Raw genomic sequence first — 22,904 nt, 5'->3', positions numbered from 1 at the left:
GGCGGATACGCTTGGTGACCGTGGGACGGCTGGTGGCGGTCGAGGGGCTGGACGGGGCGGGGAAGCGGACGCTCACCGACGGGCTGGCCGGGGCGCTCGCGGCGCGCGGGCTGGTCGTGGAGCGGATGGTGTTCCCCCGGTACGGCGAGGACGTGTACGGACCGCTGGTGGCCGACGCGCTGCACGGCCGGCTCGGCGACCTGACCGACTCGGTGTACGGCATGGCGATGCTGTTCGCCCTGGACCGTCGCGCCGCCTCCGCCCAGGTCAGGCGCGCCCTGGCCCACGCCGACGTGCTGCTGGTGGACAGGTACGTGGCGTCCAACGCGGCGTACGGCGCGGCCCGGCTCAAGCAGGACGCGGACGGCGAGTTCGTCGACTGGGTGCGCGCGCTGGAGCTGGACCGGTTCGAGCTGCCGGCGCCGGACCTGCAACTGCTGCTGCGGGTGCCGCGCGAGCTGGCCGCCGAGCGCGCGGCCCGCCGCGAGTCGTTGGACGCCACCCGCGCTAGGGACGCCTACGAGTCCGACGACGAGCTGCAGCGCCGCTGCGGCGAGGTGTACGACCAGCTCGCCGCCGCGTCCTGGGTCAGCCCGTGGCAGGTTCTGGACGGCGTGACGTCCGTACCCATCACCGACCTGGCCGCCCGCCTCTAGTCCAATCGCAGCTTGCGGGTCACCACCCGCGCGAGGTCCTCCACGCTGCTGTTCGGAGCCGGGGCGATCACGCCGTGGCGCAGCAGCGTGGCCAGCCCGTGCACCAGCGACCACGCCGCGGTGGCCGTCGCCCGGTCGCCGGCGCCGGACAGCAGCGGCTCGCCGGCGCGGTCGCGGGCGGCCACCAGCTCGGGGTCGTCGTCGTGCAGCAGCTCCGGGCGGAACATCACGGCGAAGTGCGCCGGGTGCTCGCCGGCGAACCGCACGTAGGCCACCCCGACGTCGGTGAACCCCCCGGACCTCGCGGCGGCGGTCAGCGCGGCGTGGAGCAGCTCGTACCCCTGCACGGCCACCGCGGTGAGCAGGCCCGCCTTGTCCCCGAAGTGGTGGGTCGGCGCGGCGTGCGAGACCTCGGCCCGCCGCGCCACCGCGCGCAGGCTCAGCGCCCCGGCGCCGTCCTGCTCGATCGCGGCGACCGCCGCGTCCAGCAATGCCCGCCGCAGGTCGCCGTGGTGATAAGGCCGTCCCGTCACACCGAATAGCGTAGCCCGCATCTTTACGTTGACAAGATAGCCGCGCCGCGCGCAAACTTGTCACTGACAAGATTGACCGCTGTGGAAGAGGGGTCCGGAGATGGTGCTGTTCGTTGCGTTGTTCGGCGGCTGGGGGCTGTTCCGGCTGCTCGGCCTGCTCGGGGTGTCGTGGTTCGACGGGTGGGCGCCGGCGCTGGCCGGTGGGCTCGCGCTGATGTTCCTGCTGACCGGCACGGCGCACTTCTCGTCCAAGCGGCGGAACGACCTGATCGCGATGGTGCCGCCGTCGCTGCCGTTCCCGGCCCGGCTGGTCGACGTGACGGGGGTGCTGGAGCTGGCCGGCGTGGTGGGGCTGCTGCTGCCGCCGACGTCCCGGCTGGCCGCCGGCTGCCTGGCCGTGCTGCTGGTGCTGATGTTCCCGGCGAACGTCTACGCCGCGCGGCACTCGCTCGGTGTCGGCGGCGAGCCGGCCACGCCGCTGCCCCGGCGCACCGTCGAGCAGTTCGTCTACATCGGTGCCTGCGTGGCGGTCGTCCTAGCCTGAGGTGACGTCGACCGCCGAGGCCAGCCGGCGCAGCTGGTCGGCCTCCGGCGAGCACGGGAACAGGATCAGCTCGTCGCAGCCGGCCTCGGTGAAGGCGGCCACCGCGTCGCGCACCGCCGCCTCGGTGGTCAGCGCGCCGGCCACCACGTGGTCCGCGTACGCCCCGGCGAAGCCGTAGTAGTCGCGCAGGTAGCCCTCGGCCAGTCCGGCGGCGTCCGGGCCGAGCGCGTAGTACGCCAGCGCGGCCAGCCGGGGAGAGCCGTCGCGCCCCGCCTCGGACCAGGCGCGGCGGACCGGCCCGGCGCCCTTGCCGAACGCGTCGGCGCCACCGCCGCCGGAGATCCACCCGGCGCCGTGCTGGACGACCCGCCGCACGGCCGCCTTGCTGTTCCCGCCGATCAGCAGTGGCGGCCCACCGGCCCGCGCCGGGGCCGGCCCGATCGGCCCGGCGTGACCGCGCGGGGCGCCGCTCCACACCGCCCGGAACTCGGCGAGCTGCCCGTCGAACACCGCGCCCCGGCCCTCGAAGTCGCTGCCCGACGCGGTGAAGTCGTCGTCGCGCCCGCCGACCGCGATCCCGACCGTCAACCGCCCGCCCGCGAAGCTGTCCACCGTGGCCAACTGCTTGGCCAGCAGCGCGCCGTTGCCCCGGTACGGGCCGATCAGGATCGCCGTGGTCAGGTGGATCTCACTGGTCACCGCCGCCGCGGCGGCCAGCGTGGGGATCGTCTCGTGGTTGCCGTACACCAGCCGGTCCAACGTCCCCAGGCTGGCGAACCCGGCCGCCTCCGCCTCCCGCGCCCAGGTCAGCACGTCCGCACCGGTGGCCGAGGGAATGGTCGAGGGCAGCCCGACGCCAAGATCCATGCCGCCGACCCTACCGACGGCCACCGCCGCGGCGGTAAGTTACCGACGAGTTCGTACCCGTGAGTGGCTAGGGCCGCCATAGCGGCCCTGGCCACTCACGGGTAGTCCGAGGAGGTCGGCGTGTTCGAGTCGATGGCGGAGCAGCTGCGCGACCCGGTCAGCTATGCGTTCCCGGTGTTCCTGCTGTTCATCGTGTTCGAGCTGGTCGCGCTGCGGCACGGCGACGGCGACGGCGACGAGCCCGACCGGCCGCCGCGGCGTGGGTACGAACTGCGCGATGCCCGTACCAGCCTGTTGATGGGCGTGATCGGCTCCGGGGTGGCCATCGCGTTCCGGACGGTGTCGCTGGTCGGGTTCGCGGTGTTGTACGTCTACGTCGCGCCCTGGCATCTCCCCGCCGACGCCTGGTGGACCTGGGTGCTGCTGATCGTCGGCGTGGACCTGCTCTGGTACTGCTACCACCGGCTCTCGCACCGGGTCCGGCTGATCTGGGCGGCGCACCAGGCGCACCACTCCAGCGAGTACTTCAACTACACCACCGCGCTGCGGCAGAAGTGGAACCTCTGGTTCGAGACGCTGATCTGGGTCCCGCTGCCGGCGCTGGGCATGCCGCCCTGGATGGTCTACACCGGCTTCTCGATCAACCTGATCTACCAGTTCTGGGTGCACACCGAGGCGATCGACAAGCTGCCGCGCCCGATCGAGTTCGTGTTCAACACCCCGTCCCACCACCGGGTGCACCACGGCAGCGACCCGGAGTACCTGGACAAGAACTACGCCGGCATCCTGATCATCTGGGACCGGATGTTCGGCACCTTCGCGGCCGAGAGGCACCGCCCGCGCTACGGCCTGACCAAGCCGGTGAACACCTACAACCTGCTCAAGCTGCAGTTTGGCGAGTACGCCGCGATCGCCCGCGACGTCCGCCGCGCCCGCACCTGGCGCGACCGCTGGGCGTACGTCTTCGCCCCACCCGGCTGGCAACCGGGCTGACCCCGCCGCCCGAGTCAGTGGCTCGTCGAGCCGGCGCCGTGGGCAAACCCGGCGGACTCCGTACCCCGCACCGGCCCTGGCTGCGCGCCCAGCCGAGGCAACGCGCGGCGCAGGTCGGCGAGCAGCATATCGGCCATGTCGTGGCTGAAGCCGTTGCGGACCACGAACCGCAGCGTGGCCAGGTCGGTGCGGTTGGCCGGGAAGGTGTACGCCGGCACCAGCCACCCGTTCTCCCGCAGCGCCGCCGCCACGTCGAACACCGAGAACCCGGTGACGCCCTCGTTCAGCGTGCACGCGAACACCGGTAGCTGGTCACCGCCCGTGAGCAGCCGGAACGGGCCGAGCGCGGCGATCTCGCCGGCCAGCCGGGTGGCCACGTCCCGGCAGTGCCGCTGCACGACCCGGTAGCCCTCGAACCCGAGCCGCAGGAAGTTGTAGTACTGCGCGGCGACCTGCGCCCCCGGCCGGGAGAAGTTCAGCGCGAAGGTCGGCATGTCGCCGCCGAGGTAGTTGACCCGGAACACCAGCTCCTCGGGCAGCGCCGCCGCGTCCCGCCAGACCACCCAGCCCACGCCCGGGTACACCAGTCCGTACTTATGGCCAGACGTGTTGATCGACGCCACCCGTGACAGCCGGAAGTCCCAGTCCAGCTCCGGGTCCAGGAACGGCGCGATCATCGCCCCGGACGCGCCGTCGACGTGGATCGGGACGTCCAGGCCGGTGCGCTCGGCCAGCTCATCCAGCGCGGCCGCGATCTCGGCGATCGGTTCGTAGGAGCCGTCGAACGTGGAGCCGAGGATGGCCACCACGCCGATGGTGTTCTCGTCGACCAGCTTGACGGCCTCCTCGGCGGACAGCGTGAACCGCTCGCCCTCCATCGGCACGTAGCGCGGCTCGACCTCCCAGAAGTTGGCGAACTTCTCCCAGCAGATCTGGACGTTGATGCCCATCACGATGTTGGGCTTGCCGGACCCCTTGCCGGCCAGCTGCCAGCGGCGCTTGAGGGCCAGGCCGGCGAGCATGCACGCCTCGGACGAGCCGGTGGTGGAGCAGCCCACGGTGGTGTGCGGGTCCGGGCAGTGCCACAGCTTGGCGAGCATCCGCACGCACCGCTCCTCCAGCTCGGCGGTGCGCGGGTACTCGTCCTTGTCGATCATGTTCTTGTCGAAGCACTCGGACATCAGCCGGGTGGCCTGCGGCTCCATCCAGGTGGTGACGAAGGTGGCCAGGTTGAGCCGGGCGTTGCCGTCGAGCATCAGCTCGTCGTGGGTGATCTGGTACGCGATGTCCGGGTCCATGCCGTGTACGGGCAGCTCGTCGCGGGCGACCCGCAGCGGCTCGCGGGCGAACACCGGGTTCACGCCCAGGTCGCGCCGGCCGCGATGGGCGGGATGGCCGGGATGGCCGGGGTGGGTCAGCGGCATGGCGCGCACGGTACTGCGGCCGGCGGCGCGGGTCGGTGCGGACGCGCGGCGGGCCGTGGCCGGTCTGCTGGAATCCGCGACTCACCCTGACGAAATCCCCGACTCGCGGACGAGCGCGTGCGGGCTTAGGCCATGCCTACGAGGTCGGGGCCGTACTTGGCGATCTCGGCGTCCAGGTTGAGGGGGCGGGTGGTGGGGGCGGACTTCATTTCGGTGGTGACGTGTTGGGCGGGGACCAGCCAGGAGACTTCGAACTCCAGGCCGTCGGGGTCGTGGGCGTAGAGGGCCTTGGTGGTGATGTGGTCGGAGGCGCCGACCAGGGCGCCTGCTTCACGGAGTCGGCGTTCGTGGTCGGCCAGGTCGGCGAGGGTGGGTACGGACCAGGCCAGGTGGTAGAGGCCGACGGCGCCCCGGCCGGCGGGGGAGTTCGCGGCGTCCGCGCCGACCTGGAACAGGCCCAGGTCGTGGTCGTTGTCGGAGTCGGGCGCGAGCAGGAACGCGGCGCCCGGCAGGCGGTGCACTTCGCGGAAGCCGAGCACGTCTCGGTAGAAGGTCACGCTGCGCTCCACATCGCGTACGTAGAGCACCGCGTGGTTGAGCCTTCTAATACCCATACCTCCAGGGTAAGGCGGTTGGGAGGGGATGACACGATGTGCGCTATGAAGTCGCGCGTACTGGTGGTCGACGACGACCCGGCGCTGGCCGAGATGCTCACGATCGTGCTGCGGGGGGAGGGGTTCGACACGGCTGTTGTGTCCGACGGTCCGCGCGCGATGCCAGCGGTCCGCGAGCTGCGCCCCGACGTGGTGCTGCTCGACCTGATGCTGCCCGGCATGAACGGGATCGACGTCTGCCGGGCGATCCGCGCCGAGTCCGGGGTGCCGATCGTCATGCTCACCGCGAAGAGCGACACGGTGGACGTGGTGCTCGGACTGGAGTCGGGCGCGGACGACTACGTGATCAAGCCGTTCAAGCCCAAGGAGCTGGTGGCCCGCATCCGGGCCCGGCTGCGGCGCACCGACGCCGAGCCGGCCGAGATGCTGACCGTCGGCGAGGTGAGCATCGACGTGCCGGCGCACCAGGTCACCCGCAACGGCCAGCCGATCTCGCTGACCCCGCTGGAGTTCGACCTGTTGGTGGCATTGGCCCGCAAGCCTCGACAGGTGTTCACTCGCGAGGTGTTGCTCGAGCAGGTCTGGGGCTACCGGCACGCCGCGGACACCCGGTTGGTGAACGTGCACGTGCAGCGGCTGCGGTCCAAGGTCGAGCGTGACCCGGAACGACCCGAGGTGGTGCTGACCGTGCGCGGCGTGGGGTACAAGGCCGGCCCGCCATGATCCGCAGCGGGGTGCTGTGAGCCCTCGTCCCGACCGCGGCGGCTTCCGGCGGACGCGGGCCGTGTACCGCATGGTGCGGCGCGCGACCGTCGAGGTCAGCGCGATCTTCGGGGCGATCTGGCGGCGGTCGCTGCAGCTGCGGGTGACGGTGAGCACGCTGGCGCTGTGCAGCGGCGTGGTGCTGGTGCTCGGCCTGGTGCTGCAGACCCAGATCGCCGACCGGCTGGTCCAGGGCAAGATCACCGCTGCCCGGGCGCAGATGGAACAGGCCACCGCGGTGCTGGAGCGCGACCTGTCCGGGGTGAACCCGGACGACGAGTACGTGCAGGGCACCCTGAACAAGGCCCTGGACCGGCTCAGCGCGGCCACCATGACCGACCAGCCGCGCGCGGAGAACGCCGGCGACTTCCGCCCGGTGCTCACCACCGGCGACACGGTGAACGGCGTGCGCTCCGCCGGCGACCTGCACCTCATCCCGCCGGACCTGCGCCGCGCGGTGCAGAGCGGGGTGCTGGCCCGCGAGTTCCAGACCGTCGACGGCGTGCCGATGGTGATCTACGGCCAGCCGGTCCGTACCGCCGGCCGCGACCTGCAGTTCTACCTGCTGTTCTCGATGGCGGCCGAGCAGCGCACGCTCGGGCTGGTGCAGAGCACGCTGATCGTCGGCGGGCTGGTGCTGATCCTGCTGCTGGCCGCCGTGGCCAGCCTGGTCACCCGCCAGGTGGTGCGCCCGGTGCAGCAGGCCGCCGAGATCGCCGAGCGGTTCGCCGACGGGCATCTGGAGGAACGGATGCCGGTCAAGGGCGACGACGAGGTGGCCCGGCTCGCCGAGTCGTACAACGAGATGGCGTCCAGCATCCAGAACCAGATCCGCCAGCTCGAGGAGTTCGGCGCGCTGCAGCGGCGGTTCACCTCGGACGTCAGCCATGAGCTGCGGACCCCGCTGACCACCGTGCGGATGGCCGCCGACGTGCTGCACGCCAGCCGCGAACAGTTCGGCGGCGGCCTGGCCCGCTCGGCCGAGCTGCTGGTGGACGAGCTGGACCGGTTCGAGTCGCTGCTCGCCGACCTGCTGGAGATCAGCCGGCTGGACGCGGGCCAGGCCGAGCTGGGCGCCGAGCGGACGGACATGCACGGCGTGGTGCTGCACGCGGTGGAGGCGGTGCGGGTGCTGGTCGAGGAGACCGGCACCGAGCTGGAGCTGGACGTGCCGGAGGGCATCTACGCCGAGATCGACCCGCGCCGGGTGGAGCGGATCGTGCGCAACCTGGTGGCCAACGCGATCGACCACGGCGAGGGCAAGCCGGTGAAGATCCGGCTCGGGTGTGACGAGCGGTCGGTCGCGGTGCTGGTCAGGGACCACGGGCTGGGGCTGAAGCCGGGCGAGGCCGGGCTGGTGTTCAACCGGTTCTGGCGCGCGGACGCCTCGCGGGCCCGGCGCAGCGGCGGTACCGGGCTGGGGCTGTCGATCAGCCTGGAGGACGCGCGGTTGCACGGCGGGTGGCTGCAGGCGTGGGGCGAGCCGGGGCGCGGCGCGGCGTTCCGGTTGACCCTGCCCCGGCAGCGCGGCGGCGAGCTGGAGGGAAGCCCGCTGCCGCTGGTGCCGACCGAGGAGCCGCTGGAGCCGGCGCCGCCCGCGCTGGCGGTGGTGGCGTCCGACGACGAGCCGGACGTCGACGATGTGGACGTCGATGACGTGGATGTTGACGACGCGGATGTTGACGACGCGGAGCGGGTCGGTTCGAGCGGGACGGGCGAGCAGCGGTGAGGAGCCCTCGCAAGCACCCGCTCACCGTCCTGGTCATCGCGCTGGCCGCGGTGGTGGCCACCGCGACCGGATGCGCGTCGGTGCCCGGCGACTCCCCGGTGCAGGTGATCCGCAAGGTCACCGAGGGCGACCGTCCGGTACTCCCGCCGGGGCCCAGCGACAACGCCAACCCGCTCGACCTGGTCCGGGGCTTTGTCAACGCCTCCGGCAGCGCCGAGAACCGGCACGCCGCGGCCAGGCGCTTCCTCACCGACCCGGCGCAGAGCTGGGACGACAACTCCTCGCTGACGGTGCTCTCCGAGCAGTTCGGCACGGTCTACGCCCGCTCGCCCGGGGAGGGCGACCGCGCCGTGGTCAGGCTGCGCGGCACCCAGCTCGGCCGGGTGATGGCCAACGGCAGCTTCGTGCAGGCGCAGGCGCCGATCGAGATGGACATCCAGGTGGCCCGGATCAACGGCCAGTGGCGCATCGACGGCCCGCCGAGCGGGACGATCGTGCGGCTGTCCGACTTCAAGTCGAACTTCAAGTCCGTGCGCATCTACTTCCTGGACCCGATGCGCCGCAGCCTGGTGCCCGACGTGCGGTACCTGCCGTCCACCCCGGCCCGCACGCTGCCCTCGCGGGTGATCGACCAGCTGCTCGACGGCCCGTCCGAGGCCCTGACCGGCGCGGTCGTGACCGCCGTCCCGCACGCCGCCCGGTTGCGTTCCAACGTCGCCGAGAGCCAGGACCGCGCGCTCATGGTCGACCTCACCGAGCTCGGCGACCTGGACGACGGCCAGCGCCGGCTGCTCGCGGCCCAGGTCGTGCTCAGCCTCGCCGAGGTGAACGTCCCCAAGGTCCGCCTCTACGTCGACGGCGCCCCGCTGGTCGTCGACCACCCCGACCTGACCAGGGAGTTCTTCGCCGACCTCGACAACGCCGACGGCCCCCGCTCGGACGTGCCCGGCCTGGTCGTGGTCGGCGGCAAGGCGCGCACCCTGACCGCCGGCGAGCTGGGCGGCCCGCTGGCCGGCCCGACCGGTTCCGGCGGCTACGACCTGACCGCCGCCACCATGTCCCCCGACGGCCAGCGCCTCGCCGCGGTGAACCGCCAGTCCGGCCGCCAGCTCATGATCGGCAGGATCGGCGGCCCGCTGGCCCCGACCGGCGTGCAGGGCGGCGCCCTGACCCGCCCCACCTGGACGCCGACCGGCAACGAGATCTGGACGGTCCGGGACGGCAGGTCCGTGATGCGGGTGCTCGACCCGGCCCGGCACGCCGTGGTCGCTCCGGTCGACGCCGCCGAGCTCACCGTGCTCGGCCCGGTCAACGACCTGCGGCTGTCCAAGGACGGCATGCGGGTCGCGGCCGTGGTGGGCGGCATGCTGGCCGTGGCGGCGGTGTCCCGCTCGTCCAACGGCACCGCGGCCCTGCGCAACGTCCGGCTGCTGCGCCCGGCCGAGCTGAACACCCTGCTCGCGGTGGACTGGCGCGCTTCCGACCAGCTCGTGGTGGCCGGGCGCACCGCCGACTCAGCCGTGACCGTCGTGTCCGTGGACGGCCTGGACATGCACTCGCTGTCCACCAACAACCTGACGCCGCCGGTGTCGGCGATCGCGAGTTCCCCCGGGCGGCCGCTGCTCGTCACCGACCAGAACGGCCTGTGGACCTACGGCGCCGACGACCTGGGAAGCTGGCGCCAGCTTGTCGGCGGGTCGGCGTCGTCGATCGCCGGCTACCCGGGCTGAATCGGGTCCGCCCCGAGGGTGCGGGTCGCGTTCGCCGCCGAGACGCGGACCATGCGGAAGCCTTCGGTGGTCATTGCGTGCTCGTAGTCGCCGATGGCGTCCAGGAGTGGGCGGTGGTGGGTGAGCGCGGCGGCGAGTGCTGAAGTGAGCTCCGAGGCGTCCCGGAGGGCCATGTTGGCGCCCGCGCCGGCGGCCGGGCTCATGGCGTGGATCGCGTCGCCGAGCAGCGTCACGTTCGACGGTTTCCAGGGCGGGACGGGGACGCTGGTGTGTACGACGACGGGGTGGACGCTGTCCGGGTCCCAGGCGTCGACGATCCTGGTCATCAGGGGGTGCCAGCCGGTCAGGTGTTCTTGTACGAGGTCGCGCAGGTGGTGGCCGGGCGCGGCGCGAAGGTCGTGGTCGGGCAGGCCCAGGCGTTCGCGGCGGCAGCCGAACATCACGGCGAGGGTGTCCGCCACCGGCGCGATGCCGACGAAGCGCCGGTCCGGGCCGAGCACGGAGTTGAACACGCTGAACATGGCCGGTGGGAGGGTGCGGCGCAGTTCGGGGGTCAGCGGCACCCGGCCGTAGATCAGGCGCGCCCGGGTGTCCATGACCCGCGCGTGTGGCAGCCGGCGCGCGCGTATCGCCGAACTGATGCCGTCCGCGCCGACCAGTATCGAGCCGGTCGCGGTGCTGCCGTCGTCGAACCGCGCGGTGACGCCGTCGCCGTTGGTGTCGTAGCCGACGCAGCGGCGTCCGTAGTGAACGACGTCCTCGATCCCGGTCAGCAGGATCCGCCGCAGGACGTGCCTTTCGATCACGGTGTGCGCGGGCATCTCGGCGTGACCGGGCTCCGGCGTCGGGTCGTCCAGGGGGAACACGCCGGTGGCGCGCAGGTGGTGGTCGAATCCGTTCACTCTCGGCGCCGGCCGCCGGATGGTCGCGGCCAGGCGTGAGAACAGGTGCTCGGGCAGGGTCGCCGCCAGGGCTTTCCGGCCGCGCGCGTCGATGTGCAGGCGGTGACCCTGGGGGCGGGCGGACTCGTCGACGTCGCGTTCGTAGACGGCGACGTCGATGCCGGCGCGGCGCAGCCCGTGCGCAAGGCACAGCCCGCCCAGGCCGGCGCCGATCACGATGACGTGGGGGTTGATCAAGACATACCTCACCGGAGTCGGGGTTCGACTCCCACCTTCTTGATGCCGTGTGACGTCAAGAAACCTGTCGGTGAGGCGCGCGGCCTGCGAGAACCCTGTGGGCTCTCCGGTGAGAAGACGTCTCCAACCTACCTGAGGGTCATAGGCTCCGTGCGTGGCCCGCATTCCGTACGCCGACGCCTCCGCCCTGCCCGCCGACCTGCGGGAGTGGCACGCCAGGCTGCCGCCGAACTCGAACCTGTTCCTGATGGTCGCCCACGCCGAGGCGACCGCGGGGACGCTGATGCGGCTCGGGATGCAGCAGGTCACGCAGCTCGCGTTGCCGGCGCGGCTGCGTGAGATCGCGACGCATGCGGCCGCGGCGGTGCTCGGGGACGACTACGTGCGCGCCCGGCACGTCCTGTCGGACGATCCACTTACGCTGGCGGAACGGGACGCGATCTACCGGGGGGACGAGGCCGCGTTCGGTGGGGTGGATCTTGCGGTACTCAGGTTCGCGACGGCGGTGGCGCGGGGGCTGAGGGTGGACGATGCGACGTTCGCGCCGGTCCGTGCCGCGTTGAGTGACCGGGAGATCGTCGAGCTGGTGCAGGTCGTGGGGTACTACTGGATGTTCGGGCAGTTCGCGAGGGTGCTGGGGGTAGAGCCGGTCAGATAGGCGTGTCGAGCTCGCCGGCGCGGACGGCGACCCTGCCGTCGGGTAGGAGCGCGACCTCGACGCACGGATCATCCGCACGGTGACGATCTTGCGCAGCCGCTCCGGGGGTACCTGCCGTGCGCATGGGTCAACCGCCGCATACCTACCTGGGGTCCCGCACACCCCGCGCCATGCGCGAGACCCCAACAAGCCACGCGGTCAAGGCCACCCCGCGGGCGTTCGCCCGAAGCCACACGCAGAACTCCTGAGTGCGGACCCGCTCCCACTGTCAAGGCCCGCCCCCGATCCATGTGGACAACCGGCCCAATGTGGACAACCCAGACATGTTGATCTTCAATCGCCCCGGCGTCAAGGCCGATCCGCCACGCTGGCCACATGACCCACGCACAGCTCTCCCGCTCACGAGGCTCCCCGCCCTCGCGTCCCCGCTCACTGCTCGCCGGCCTGATGGACCTCGTGCTCCCGGTGGTGTGCGGCGGATGCGGCGCGGCGGGCCGCTCCTGGTGCGCCAGGTGTGCCACCGGCGCCGGCCCGCCCCGGCTGGTGTGCGGTCTCCGGGGGCTGGCCGCCGTGCCGCCGACGCTCGCGGTGGGCGGGTACGCCGGCCCGTTGCGCGCCGCGCTGCTGGCCTACAAGGAGCACGGCCGGCGCGAGCTCGCGGCGCCGTTGGCCGCGATGCTGGCCGCCGCGATCCTGGCCGCCCCGCCCGCCTGGGGCGCGACCGGTGGCGTCGCACCGCTCGCGCGGCCGTGCTGGCTGGTACCGGCGCCGTCGCGGGCGGCCGCGATCCGCTCGCGCGGGATCGACCACGTGCTGGTGCTGGCCGAGCAGGTCGCGGAGCGGCTGGCCGCCGAGGGCGGCTCGGTCGGGGTGAGCGCGGCGCTGCGGATGCGCCGGGGCGGGCGTGACTCGGTCGGCCTCGACCCGGCGGCGCGCTGGGCGAACCTGCGCGGCCGGGTGCTGCCGCGTCCGGCCGGGTTACCGCCGCCCGGAGTGACGGTCCTACTGGTGGATGACGTCGTGACCACCGGGGCCACGCTGCGCAACTGCGTCGCGACGCTCGCCGAGGCCGGCGTGACCGTCCGCGGCGCGCTCGTTCTCTGCGACGCGACCGGTTCGCGTGACGCCGAATTCGTCGGCCGGCGACGTAATGACACTTTCGGAGGACGATTGCACGCCGCCCGGTTTGCCCAGGTCAGAGCCGGGTCCGGCGAGCCGCGACGGGGGTGGTCGTAAACGAGCCCAACCATCCCAGCCTAGCCATTCGGGGCCGATCAGGGAACCGTCTCCGCCCAGGTGGGGGCTCCTGTCCGGTAGGGGGTGTTCTCGCAACGTGATGCAGGTTACGGTGCCTCCCACCGCCTGAACACGTGGTGAAGGACGAGTGACCAGCTCGACGGGTGCTACCCAACCGAGCGAAGAGTTTTCCCGACGCGGAGTGCGAGGGAGGTCCGAGTGGAGATAGTCGTCACTGGTCGGAACGTCGAGGTTCCGGATCACTTCAGGGTCCATGTCGCCGACAAGCTCGCCCGACTGGAACGGTACGACCACAAGATCGTGGGAATGGAGGTCGAGCTCTTCCACGAGCCGAACCGCCGGCAGGCGAAGAGCTGTCAACGGGTCGAGATCACCGGACGCGGGTGCGGGCCCGTCGCCCGGGCAGAGGCTTGCGGCCCGGACTTCTACGCGGCCCTGGACAGCGCGGTCGGCAAGCTCGAGTCCCGGCTGCGCCGCGCGCACGATCGTCGCAGGGTTCCGTACGGCCGCAGGGCACGCGGCACGGTCCGCACCATGAGCGGCGCGGGACCGGTCGCCGGCACCGCGGTGCTGGACTCGGAGACCATGAGCGAGTCGATCGGCGAGTCGATCGGCACAGAGCACGGTGAGCGGATGCCCGAGGTGGACATCCCGTCGCCGCGCAACGCCGTGGACCATGAAAGCCAGCCCGGCCGGATCGTGCGGGAGAAGGAACACCCGGCCAAGCCCATGTCGCTGGACGAGGCGCTGTCCCAGATGGAGCTCGTCGGCCACGACTTCTACCTGTTCTCCTGTGCCGAAACCGGGCTGCCCAGCGTCGTGTACCGGCGAAAGGGCTACGACTACGGGGTGATTCGGCTAGCCTGAACGGGTCGCGGGCGCCCTCGATCCCGATACGCGGAGGAGCGTGCCCGCCACTTCGGCGCCGATCATCGGACAACTGGACATCAATGCTGAGGAATCCGAAGGCACGGGCGGTAAGCCCGTGCCTTCGGTGCGTCCAGGCAGTGCCTACCATGGTGGGGAAAGGCGGCCGCTCAGAGCGGCGCATCGCGAACAGAGCTGAGGTCTTCCGGTGGTCCTGAACCGTCTGCTCCGTGCTGGTGAGACGAAGTTGGTGCGCCGGCTCGCGCGTCTTGCCGACTATGTCGAGACCCTCGAACCCGAGGTCAAGAAGCTCTCCGACGCGGAGTTGCGGGCCAAGACCGACGAGTTCCGGGAACGCCACGAGCAGGGCGAGTCGCTCGACGACCTGCTCCCCGAGGCGTTCGCGGTGGCTCGGGAGGCCGCCGTGCGCACCATCGGGCAGCGCCCATTCAAGGTGCAGCTGATGGGCGGCGCCGCGTTGCACAGGGGCAGCGTCGCCGAGATGAAGACCGGTGAGGGCAAGACGCTCACCTGTGTGCTCGCCGCGTACCTCAACGCGATCTCCGGCAAGGGCGTGCACGTGGTCACGGTGAATGACTACCTGGCCAAGCGCGACGCGGAGAACATGGGCCGCATCCACCGGTTCCTCGGGCTGACCGTCGGGGTGATCCTGTCCGAGATGACGCCGGCCGAGCGGCGCGTGGCGTACACCTCGGACATCACGTACGGCACGAACAACGAGTTCGGCTTCGACTACCTGCGCGACAACATGACCTGGCTGACCGAGGACATGGTCCAGCGCGGGCACAACTTCGCGGTCGTCGACGAGGCGGACTCCATCCTCATCGACGAGGCCCGTACCCCGCTGATCATCTCCGGGCCGGCCGAGCAGAGCGCGCGCTGGTACACCGAGTTCGCCCGGCTGGCGCCGCTGATGCTGCGCGACGTGCACTACGACGTGGACGAGCGCAAGCGCACCGTCGGGGTCAGCGAGGAGGGCGTCGCCTACGTCGAGGACCAGCTCGGCATCGACAACCTCTACGAGGCGGCGAACACCCCGCTGGTCGGCTACCTGAACAACGCGCTCAAGGCCAAGGAGCTGTTCAAGCGGGACAAGGACTACATCGTCCGCGACGGCGAGGTGCTCATCGTCGACGAGTTCACCGGCCGGGTGCTGATGGGCCGGCGCTACAACGAGGGCATGCACCAGGCCATCGAGGCCAAGGAGAAGGTGGAGATCAAGGCCGAGAACCAGACCTTGGCCACCGTCACCCTGCAGAACTACTTCCGGCTCTACAAGACCCTGGCCGGGATGACCGGTACCGCCCAGACCGAGGCGGCCGAGCTGCACCAGATCTACAAGATGAACGTGGTCACCATCCCGACCAACAAGCCGATGATCAGGGAGGACCGCTCCGACCTGATCTACAAGACCGAGCCGGCCAAGTTCGACGCGGTGGCCGACGACATCGCCGAGCGCAACCGGGCAGGCCAGCCGGTGCTGGTCGGCACCACCAGCGTGGAGAAGTCGGAGTACCTGTCCAAGCTGCTGGTCGCGCGCGGCGTCCCGCACGAGGTGCTCAACGCCAAGCACCACGAGCGGGAGGCCATCATCGTGGCGCAGGCCGGCCGGGCCGGGGCGGTCACGGTGGCCACGAACATGGCCGGTCGAGGCACCGACATCATGCTCGGCGGCAACCCCGAGTTCATGGCCGACCTGGAGCTGCGCGAGCGCGGGCTGGACCCGGTGGAGACGCGCGAGGAGTACGAGGCCGCCTGGGACGCCGCGCTCGCCGAGGCCCGCGCCGAGGTCGCCGCCGAGGCCGAAGAGGTCAAGCGGGCCGGCGGGCTGTACGTGCTCGGCACCGAGCGGCACGAGTCGCGGCGGATCGACAACCAGCTGCGCGGCCGGTCCGGCCGGCAGGGCGACCCGGGCGAGTCCCGGTTCTACCTCTCGCTCGGCGACGAGCTGATGCGCCGGTTCAACGGCCAGGCCGTCGAGTCGATCATGAACCGGCTGAACGTGCCGGACAACGTGCCGATCGAGGCCGGCATGGTCACCAAGGCCATCCGCAGCGCGCAGACGCAGGTCGAGCAGCAGAACTTCGAGATCCGCAAGAACGTCCTCAAGTACGACGAGGTGATGAACAAGCAGCGCATGGTGATCTACGACGAGCGCCGCCGGGTGCTCGCCGGGGAGAACCTGCGCGAGCAGGTCGAGCACATGCTCGCCGACGTCATCGGCGCGTACATCGACGGCGCCACCTCGGACAACTTCGCCGAGGACTGGGACATGGACGCGCTGTGGACGGCGCTGGGCACGCTGTACCCGATCAGCATCCGCTGGCAGGACCTCATGCAGGACGAGGACGAGACCGGCGAGGTCGTCGAGCTGACCCGCGACCTGATCTACGACTCCGTCCTCGCCGACGCCAGGGATGCCTACCAGCGGCGTGAGGCCGAGATCGACGAGACGATCCCCGCGCAGGGTGGCATGCGCGAGCTGGAACGGCAGATCCTGCTCACCGTGCTGGACCGCAAGTGGCGCGAGCACCTCTACGAGATGGACTACCTCAAGGAGGGCATCGGCCTGCGCGCGATGGCCCAGCGCGACCCGCTGATCGAGTACCAGCGCGAGGGCTACGACATGTTCGCTGCCATGATGGACGGGATCAAGGAAGAGGCCATCGGCTACCTGTTCAACGTCCAGGTGGCGCCGGTGGAGGAGACCACCCGCCAAGGCATGCCGTTCGCGCCCGCGAGCAACGAGAGCAGCGCGGCCGAGCCGGCCAGCGGCGTCACGCCCTCGGCCGCGCCCGCCACCGACGGCGCGGCGGCGACCGGCGGCACCCCGTCCGGTAAACGTGGCCGCCACGCCGGCCCGGCCACCGACCCGACCGCGGCCGGGGACGTCGAGGACGACCCGACCCGCAACGTGCCCGCCGCACTGCGCGGCGCCGGCATCGGCGGCCCGACCAACACCGGCGCGCTGCAGTACAGCGGCCCGGCCGAGGACGGCAGCGAGTCCCGCAGCGGCGGCGGTGGTGGTCGCGGGGGCCAGGGCGCCGGTCGTTCCGCGGGCGGGGCGGAGCCGTCCCGCAACCAGCCGTGCCCGTGCGGCTCCGGCCGCAAGTACAAGCACTGCCACGGCGCCCGCACCGGCGCCCCCCGCTAGCCACGCCACCGCCCGCGCCCACGCCACCACCGTGGACGCCCACGCCACCGCCCGCGCCCACGCCGCCGGGGGCACCGGCACACCACGTTCGTACGCGGCGCACATGCCGCAACATGTGTGCGGCGGCAACTCGCTGTGTGCGGGCGGCCGGGTTGGTGGTCAGCCGAGGCGTAGGGCTGTGCAGCACCAGCGGGGTGGGCGGGTTTTGGCGGGGTTGTCGGTGTCGGCGGGGTCGGGCTCGGGGACTTCGAGGTCGTCGGGGACGAGCTGGTCGAGGCTGAGCAGCTCGAAGCGGGCGGCCAGGGCGCGGCACCGGCCTCGGTACCGCCACACGGCGCTGACCTCGGCGACTCCGGCGGCGGGCCGGCACACCCGGATCGGGCCGAGGGCCGGACCGGCGTAGCCGGCGGTGGTGGCGCGGGCGGTTGGGTTGGTGCGGGCGGGGCGGGGTGCGGCGCCGGGGCGGTAACGGGGCTCGTCGAGGCGGCCGGTCGCGGCCAGCACGTAGCGGCGGACCGGGGCGGTGACCAGGCCGGTCAGCTGGGCGATCGGGCGGCGGCGGTCGAGGACCTCGATGATCAGCCGGAGCACGAGCACGGCGCGCGCTCGTACCTCGCGCTCGTTCGGGTCGGGGCCGGGCGTGGGCTCCGGGGCGGGCGGCGGCGGTGGCGGTGGCGGGTCCGGCGCGGCGCGGAACAGCTCGTCGGCAAGTCGGCGTACCACCGGGCGACCCGCGCCGGCAGGCTTGTCGATCGTCGAGGTCATGTCTCTCCCGAGCGCGCACGCGCGCATTCGATAGCTGGGCTACGGAGAGACGACCGGGCACGACCGGACGCCGGATCACCGCCGAACGGGCATCGGCGAGGCGGGCGCGATCAGTATGGACGGCGGGCGGCCACGCCCGGGGGCGTTTGGCGAAATCGCGGGTGCGGACTCCGGAGGTTGCGCGATATCGGTGGCCGGTTGGGCGTGGACAGGCCAGGCTGTGCGGATCGTCTCGAAGAGGGGGGAGCGATGTCCGGCAACGGTTTCGCGCGCGACCGCGAGCACGGCGAGGAGCTCGCGGTGGAGGTCGACCAGCTGGTCAAGCGGTATCCGAAGAGCCCCGTCAACGCGGTGGACGGGCTGTCGTTCACGGTGCGGCGCGGCGAGGTGTTCGGGCTGCTCGGGCCGAACGGCGCCGGCAAGACGACGACCGTGGGCGTGCTCACCACCCGGGTGGTGCCCACCGGCGGGGTGGCCAGGGTGGCCGGGCTGGACGTGGTGCGCGACAGCGTCGCGGTGCGCGGGCGGCTCGGCGTGGTGCCGCAGCGGGTCAACCTGGACCGGTCGCTGTCCACCCGCAACAACCTGATCTTCCACGCCGCGTACCACGGCATGTCCCGGGCCGATCGCGCCGCGCGGGCCGACGAGATGCTCGAACGGATGGGGCTGGCGGACAAGGCGAACCAGAGCGTGGACAACCTCTCCGGCGGCCAGTCGCAGCGGCTGATGATCGCGCGCGGGCTGATGCATCGGCCGGAGGTGCTGTTCCTGGACGAGCCGTCGACCGGGCTGGACCCGCAGGCCCGGCTGTTCGTGCACGACCGGGTGCGGGCGCTGCACGAGGAGGGCGTGACGGTCGTGCTGACCACGCACGACATGGACGAGGCCGCGAAGCTGTCCGACCGGGTGGGCATCGTCGACCACGGCCGGATGCTCACCTTGGACACGCCCGCCGCGCTGGTCAGGTCGTTGCCGGGCAGCGCGACCCTGGAGGCGAGCGTGCGCGCCGACGGGGTGGCGGTGGACGGGCTGGCCGCCGCGTTGGCCGCGCTGCCGGGGGTGGAGCGGGTCGAACCGCTCGGTGCCGCGGCGGAGGACGACGGCGGTGGGGCGTGTCGGTTGCGCGTGTATGTGACCGATGAGCCGGCGGCGGTGGTGGGGCCGGTGGTGTCGGCGCTGTCGGCCCGGGGCGCGTCGGTCGCCGACCTGTCGCTCGGCGAGTCGACGTTGGAGGACGTGTTCATCCACCTGACCGGGAGGGAGCTGCGATGAGTCGTTCGGTCGAGCGGACGTCACGGCGGCCGTGGGCGAGCGAGCCCGGCGGACCGGGGCCGGACGCGGCGGGGCAGCCGTCATCCTCGGCGCGGGTGTTCCTCGCCGTGCTGAGCCGGGACGTGCACGTCACCGGTAAGGAGCTGGGCGCGTTCCTCGCGCAGGTGTTGATCCAGCCGTTCTTCTTCCTGTTCATCTTCGCCACCGTGCTCGGCGGCGCGGGGTTCGTGACCGGCGACTACGGGCGGATCATGCTCCCCGGGCTGCTCGCGCTGAACGCGTTCTTCGGTGCGCTGCAGGCGGTGGCGTTCCCGCTGGTCCTGGACTTCGCCTGGACCAGGGAGATCGAGGACCGGCTGCTCGCGCCCATCCCGATCCCGTGGGTCGGGGTGGAGAAGATCGTGTTCGGCGCGTTGCGCGGGCTGCTCGCGGCGGTGCTCATGGTGCCGGTCGGGTTCCTCGTGCTGGACGACGTGTCCTGGCCGGTCGGCGGGTTGGCGCCGGCCCTGCTGAGCACGGCGCTGGGCGCCCTGCTCGGCGGCACGATGGGACTGACGATCGGCACGCTGGTGCCGGCGCGGCGGATCAACGTGCTGTTCGCGGTGATCTTCGCCCCGCTCATGTTCACCGGTTCGGTGCAGTTCCCGTGGCAGGCCCTGACGAACGTGCGGTGGTTTCAGGTGCTCTGCGCGCTCAACCCCCTGACCTACGTCAGCGAAGGGATCCGGGCATCGCTCGTGCCGTCGGTCCCCCACCTGCCGTACTGGTTGTGCCTGCTGGTCACCGTGGCGGCCATCGTCGGGTTCGCCTGGCTCGGCCTCAAGGGCTTCCTCCGCCGGGCGCTGGACTGAGGCCGTTCGCGGTGGCCACAAGTCGTCGCTTGTGGCCACGGGTGGTGCGGTGGCCACAAGCTGTTGTTTGTGGCCACGGGGTGTTCGGTGGCCACAAGTGACCGTTGGTGGCCACGCGTGGTGTGATGGCCACAAGTGATCTTTTGTGGCCATGGGTCGTTCGATGGCCACAAGTCGCTGTTTGTGGCCACGGGTGGTTCGGTGGCCACAAACAGCCGTTGGTGGCCAGGCCCGGTGTGATGGCCACAGATGGTGGTTTGTGGCCACGGGTGGCCGCCGTGACCGTGGCCACGGGGGCGGGCGTGGATCACCGGACCGGTGCCGCCCCGTCGGGCCGAGCGGACGTGGCGCCGGCCGAAATCGGGGACCCGGAGCCCGCTGTGGCCGGTGGGTCGAGCTTGTCGAGGGTGTCACGCAGCGCAACCAACGCGCCGGCGAGGGTGTGTTCTTCGTGGGCGGTCAGGCCCTCCCGGCCGGTCTCCCTGAGCACCGTGTCGAGGGCCTCGACATAGCGCTGCCAGGACCGCAGCTCGGCCAGCGAACGCCGGCCGGCGAACTCGGAGAGGGACTCGATTCGAGTGTGCAGCTCCCAGGAGAGCCGGTGCAGCGGCAGTTCGCCGGTGCCGAACGAGGCGATGGTGTCGCGCAGTCCGTCCGCGACGAACCTGACCAGCGGGTACTGCATGACGTTGTTTTCCATGACGGCAGTCATCGGTGAATCCAGACAGACAGGGCCGCCCGCACCGCATGCGGGCATGACCAGGACATAGTTAATGAACCTGGCCTCCGCGGCACCTTCCCACCGAGACCTCACAGGCCCGTCGAGCTACGGCGGACAACGGCACACCGACGCTCTTCGCGACGAGCAGGCTCACGATAACCGTCGAAACGACGTCCGGTCAACAGCCCGACCACCGCGCTCGCACCTTGCCGAATCCGGCGCGAGCGCGGCAGTGAGCGGGCGTGGACCGGGCGAGGGTCAGCGGCCGGGGCGCAGGCTCACGTGGTCGGGGCGGAGCTGGCCGATCTCGGTTACACCGAGTAGCGCCATCGTCCGCGCGACCTCGTCGGCCAAGATCCGTACGGCGCGGGCGACGCCGCGTTCGCCGCCGGCCATCAGGCCGTACAGATAGGCCCGGCCGACCAGGGTGCCGTGCGCGCCGAGCGCCATCGCGGCCACCACGTCGGCGCCGGTCGTGATGCCCGTGTCGACCAGCACCTCGGCCTGGCCGTCGAGCTCCTCGCGCACGGCCGGCACGAGCTCGAGCGGCACCGGGGCGCGGTCGAGCTGGCGGCCACCGTGGTTGGACAGCAGCACCGCATCGGCGCCCGCGGCCACGACCGCCTTGGCGTCGGCCACCGACTGCACGCCCTTGGCCACGAGCTTGTGCGGCCAGTGGCCACGCAGCCACTCCAGGTCGGCCAGCGTGATGGCCGGGTCGAAGACGCGGTCGATGAGCACGCCCGGGGTGCCGTCGCTGGCGCCGGCCAGGTTGGCGAACGTGAGCGGCTCGGTGGTGATGAAGTCGAACCACCAGCGCGGGTGCGTCGCGCCGTCCAGGAAGGTGCGCAGGGTCAGCTGCGGCGGGATGGCCAGGCCGTTGCGGACGTCGCGCAGCCGGGCGCCGGCCACCTTGGTGTCCAGGGTGAGCATGAGCGTGTCGAAGCCGGCGGCGGCCGCCCGCTCGACCAGGTCCTTGGCCGGCGCGCGGTCGCGCCACAGGTAGAGCTGGAACCACTTGCGGGCGTCCGGGCCGGCGGCGGCGAAGTCCTCGATCGTGGTGGTGCCCATGGTGGACAGCGCGTACGGGATCCGCTCGCGCTGCGCCACCTTGACCACGGCGCGCTCGCCCTCGGTGTGCATCATCCGGGTGAAACCGGTCGGGGCCAGCGCGAACGGCTGCGCGGACGGCTTGCCCAGGATGGTCGTCTCGGTGTTCACCCCGGAGACGTCGGTGAGCACCGTGGGGTGGAACTCCAGGCGCGCGAACGTCTCCCGCGCCCGCCGCAGCGCCAGCTCGCCGACCCCGGCCGCGCCGTCGGTGTAGTCGAACACCGCGCGCGGTGCCCGCCGGCGGGCGAGCGTGCGCAGGTCGCCGATGGAGGCCGCCCGGTTGAGCCGGCGCTCGGTGGCGTCCAGTGTGAACGGGGCCGGGCGGAGCAGCTCACGGAGCTCGGACGGGCGAGGCATGCGTCGGTGCACCATGCGCTCAGCTTAAGAGCCGTGAGTGGTAAGCGTTGCCCTGACATCGTGAGACAACGCTAACCACTCACGGGGTGGCGCAGGCGGTAGGCGGCCACGGCGGCGGCGCAGGCCACGTTCAGGGACTCGACGCCGGCGTGCATGGGGATGGCCACGGTGCCGTCGAGGTGGGCGCGGACGTCGGCGGACAGGCCGTCGGTCTCGTTGCCGAGTACGAGCGCGAGCCTGGGCGGGAGTTCGTCGGAGAGCAGGTCACGGGGTGCGTCGCCGGCCAGGCCGAGGACGGTGACCCCGGCGGCGCGCAGGGCGGCGCAGCCGTCGGCGGCGGTGGAGGCGCGCAGGACCGGGGCGCGGAAGGCCACGCCGGCGGAGGCCTTGATCACGAGCGGGTCGATGGCCGGCACGCCTCGGCGGGGGACCAGCACGCCGTCCAGGCCGGCCGCGGTGGCGGTTCGGAGCACCATGCCGACGTTGGCCGGGTTGGTCACGGCGTCCAGGACGAACAGGGCGCAGGGCGCTTGCGGGTCCAGTGCGTCGAGGTAGTCGGCGACCGGGCGCATCTCCGGCGCGACCACGTCGGCCAGCACGCCCTGGTCGTGGTGACCGTTGCCGGCCAGCACCTTGACCCGGTGCGCGCTGGCCCGGCGCACCGGCACGTTCCGGCCGCGCGCGGCGGAGAGGATCTTCGACAGGGAGTCGCCCCGGGCGTTGTCCGCCGCGATGACCTTGTCCACCGTCAGGGTGGGATCGGACAGGGCTTCGAGCACGGGCTTGCGCCCGTACACGGTGATGAACGTGTCCTTGGGGCTGCGTTGATCGGCGGGTCGATCGGCGGGTTGATCGGCGGCGGCGTTCACCTGTTGAG

General features: G+C 71.9%; 21 protein-coding genes. 12 read left to right on the top strand and 9 right to left on the bottom strand.

The genetic code is table 11. From position 1 onward, the window contains the following. Positions 1–20: 20 nt before the first annotated feature. A complete protein-coding gene (locus tag N912_RS0135205; protein WP_028926118.1) occupies positions 21–656 on the top strand; it encodes a dTMP kinase in 636 nt (211 codons plus the stop codon). Here the strand turns inward: N912_RS0135205 and N912_RS0135200 are convergent. Further along, positions 653–1,210, bottom strand: a complete 558-nt coding sequence (locus N912_RS0135200) for a TetR/AcrR family transcriptional regulator (protein WP_037068141.1) — start codon at positions 1,208–1,210, stop codon at positions 653–655. The two genes, N912_RS0135205 and N912_RS0135200, sit on opposite strands and share 4 nt — an antisense overlap. A 79-nt stretch (positions 1,211–1,289) precedes the next feature. On the opposite strand from N912_RS0135200, the gene N912_RS0135195 reads away from it, so the two are divergent. Beyond that, complete coding sequence (locus tag N912_RS0135195) at positions 1,290–1,733, top strand: DoxX family protein (RefSeq protein WP_028926116.1); 444 nt, start codon at positions 1,290–1,292, stop codon at positions 1,731–1,733. Here the strand turns inward: N912_RS0135195 and N912_RS0135190 are convergent. Then, positions 1,725–2,600 carry an LLM class flavin-dependent oxidoreductase gene (locus N912_RS0135190; protein ID WP_028926115.1) on the bottom strand — a complete coding sequence of 292 codons (876 nt, stop codon included), beginning with the start codon at positions 2,598–2,600 and terminating at the stop codon, positions 1,725–1,727. The genes N912_RS0135195 and N912_RS0135190 overlap by 9 nt on opposite strands. A 120-nt stretch (positions 2,601–2,720) precedes the next feature. Here N912_RS0135190 and N912_RS0135185 point away from each other — a divergent pair, with 120 nt between their 5' ends. Continuing rightward, on the top strand, positions 2,721–3,593 hold the full coding sequence (locus N912_RS0135185) for a sterol desaturase family protein (RefSeq protein WP_028926114.1): 873 nt from the start codon (positions 2,721–2,723) through the stop codon (positions 3,591–3,593). Between the two features lie 14 nt (positions 3,594–3,607). On the opposite strand, the gene gad is transcribed toward N912_RS0135185, so the two are convergent. Continuing rightward, positions 3,608–5,017 (bottom strand): glutamate decarboxylase, encoded by a 1,410-nt coding sequence (gene gad, locus N912_RS0135180; RefSeq protein WP_028926113.1) that lies wholly within the window; start codon positions 5,015–5,017, stop codon positions 3,608–3,610. A 125-nt stretch (positions 5,018–5,142) separates the two neighbouring features. Continuing rightward, positions 5,143–5,631: a VOC family protein gene (locus N912_RS0135175; protein ID WP_028926112.1), complete on the bottom strand. Its 489-nt coding sequence runs from the start codon at positions 5,629–5,631 to the stop codon at positions 5,143–5,145. 45 nt (positions 5,632–5,676) lie between these two features. Between N912_RS0135175 and mtrA the strand changes: the two genes are divergently transcribed. The 3 genes from mtrA to N912_RS56600 all read left to right on the top strand — a co-directional run bounded on the left by mtrA (position 5,677) and on the right by N912_RS56600 (position 9,852). Continuing rightward, positions 5,677–6,354, top strand: a complete 678-nt coding sequence (mtrA, locus tag N912_RS0135170) for an MtrAB system response regulator MtrA (protein ID WP_028926111.1) — start codon at positions 5,677–5,679, stop codon at positions 6,352–6,354. A 70-nt stretch (positions 6,355–6,424) separates the two neighbouring features. Continuing rightward, positions 6,425–8,122: an MtrAB system histidine kinase MtrB gene (gene mtrB, locus N912_RS56605; RefSeq protein WP_084211496.1), complete on the top strand. Its 1,698-nt coding sequence runs from the start codon at positions 6,425–6,427 to the stop codon at positions 8,120–8,122. Beyond that, positions 8,119–9,852: an LpqB family beta-propeller domain-containing protein gene (locus N912_RS56600; RefSeq protein ID WP_051581234.1), complete on the top strand. Its 1,734-nt coding sequence runs from the start codon at positions 8,119–8,121 to the stop codon at positions 9,850–9,852. Before mtrB ends, N912_RS56600 begins: the two co-directional genes overlap by 4 nt. Here N912_RS56600 and N912_RS0135155 read toward each other — a convergent pair. Continuing rightward, complete coding sequence (locus tag N912_RS0135155; RefSeq protein WP_028926110.1) at positions 9,840–10,991, bottom strand: FAD-dependent oxidoreductase; 1,152 nt, start codon at positions 10,989–10,991, stop codon at positions 9,840–9,842. The two genes, N912_RS56600 and N912_RS0135155, sit on opposite strands and share 13 nt — an antisense overlap. Positions 10,992–11,145: 154 nt before the next feature. Here N912_RS0135155 and N912_RS0135150 point away from each other — a divergent pair, with 154 nt between their 5' ends. The 4 genes from N912_RS0135150 to secA all read left to right on the top strand — a co-directional run bounded on the left by N912_RS0135150 (position 11,146) and on the right by secA (position 16,948). Continuing rightward, entirely contained in the window at positions 11,146–11,649 is a 504-nt protein-coding gene (locus N912_RS0135150) for a carboxymuconolactone decarboxylase family protein (RefSeq protein WP_028926109.1), read from the top strand. 375 nt (positions 11,650–12,024) lie between these two features. Next, complete coding sequence (locus tag N912_RS56595) at positions 12,025–12,885, top strand: ComF family protein (RefSeq protein ID WP_156994238.1); 861 nt, start codon at positions 12,025–12,027, stop codon at positions 12,883–12,885. A 219-nt stretch (positions 12,886–13,104) separates the two neighbouring features. Next, positions 13,105–13,773: a ribosome hibernation-promoting factor, HPF/YfiA family gene (gene hpf / locus N912_RS0135140; RefSeq protein WP_028926108.1), complete on the top strand. Its 669-nt coding sequence runs from the start codon at positions 13,105–13,107 to the stop codon at positions 13,771–13,773. A 208-nt stretch (positions 13,774–13,981) separates the two neighbouring features. Then, positions 13,982–16,948, top strand: a complete 2,967-nt coding sequence (secA, locus tag N912_RS56590) for a preprotein translocase subunit SecA (protein WP_064745478.1) — start codon at positions 13,982–13,984, stop codon at positions 16,946–16,948. A gap of 159 nt (positions 16,949–17,107) precedes the next feature. On the opposite strand, the gene N912_RS0135130 is transcribed toward secA, so the two are convergent. After that, the gene (locus tag N912_RS0135130; protein WP_028926107.1) at positions 17,108–17,713 is read right to left on the bottom strand and encodes an Rv3235 family protein; all 606 of its coding nucleotides are present in this window, start codon (positions 17,711–17,713) and stop codon (positions 17,108–17,110) included. A gap of 249 nt (positions 17,714–17,962) precedes the next feature. Between N912_RS0135130 and N912_RS0135125 the strand changes: the two genes are divergently transcribed. After that, entirely contained in the window at positions 17,963–18,985 is a 1,023-nt protein-coding gene (locus N912_RS0135125) for an ABC transporter ATP-binding protein (protein ID WP_051581232.1), read from the top strand. Continuing rightward, on the top strand, positions 18,982–19,836 hold the full coding sequence (locus tag N912_RS0135120; protein ID WP_084211480.1) for an ABC transporter permease: 855 nt from the start codon (positions 18,982–18,984) through the stop codon (positions 19,834–19,836). The genes N912_RS0135125 and N912_RS0135120 overlap by 4 nt, the downstream gene beginning before the upstream one ends. A 307-nt stretch (positions 19,837–20,143) precedes the next feature. Here the strand turns inward: N912_RS0135120 and N912_RS0135115 are convergent, their stop codons facing one another. The 3 genes from N912_RS0135115 to N912_RS0135105 form a co-directional block, all read right to left on the bottom strand. Then, the gene (locus tag N912_RS0135115; RefSeq protein ID WP_028926104.1) at positions 20,144–20,536 is read right to left on the bottom strand and encodes a hypothetical protein; all 393 of its coding nucleotides are present in this window, start codon (positions 20,534–20,536) and stop codon (positions 20,144–20,146) included. A 279-nt stretch (positions 20,537–20,815) separates the two neighbouring features. Further along, on the bottom strand, positions 20,816–22,042 hold the full coding sequence (locus N912_RS0135110; RefSeq protein ID WP_028926103.1) for an alpha-hydroxy acid oxidase: 1,227 nt from the start codon (positions 22,040–22,042) through the stop codon (positions 20,816–20,818). 56 nt (positions 22,043–22,098) lie between these two features. Next, a complete protein-coding gene (locus N912_RS0135105) occupies positions 22,099–22,896 on the bottom strand; it encodes a TrmH family RNA methyltransferase (RefSeq protein ID WP_028926102.1) in 798 nt (265 codons plus the stop codon). Positions 22,897–22,904 lie beyond the last annotated feature (8 nt).

This window comes from Actinospineispora acaciae DSM 45401 (assembly GCF_000620785.1).
In the GTDB taxonomy this organism is placed as follows: domain Bacteria; phylum Actinomycetota; class Actinomycetes; order Mycobacteriales; family Pseudonocardiaceae; genus Pseudonocardia; species Pseudonocardia acaciae.
The sequence above is the reverse complement of the archived record's forward strand: the minus strand, read 5'-3'. Positions and strand labels throughout refer to the sequence as shown.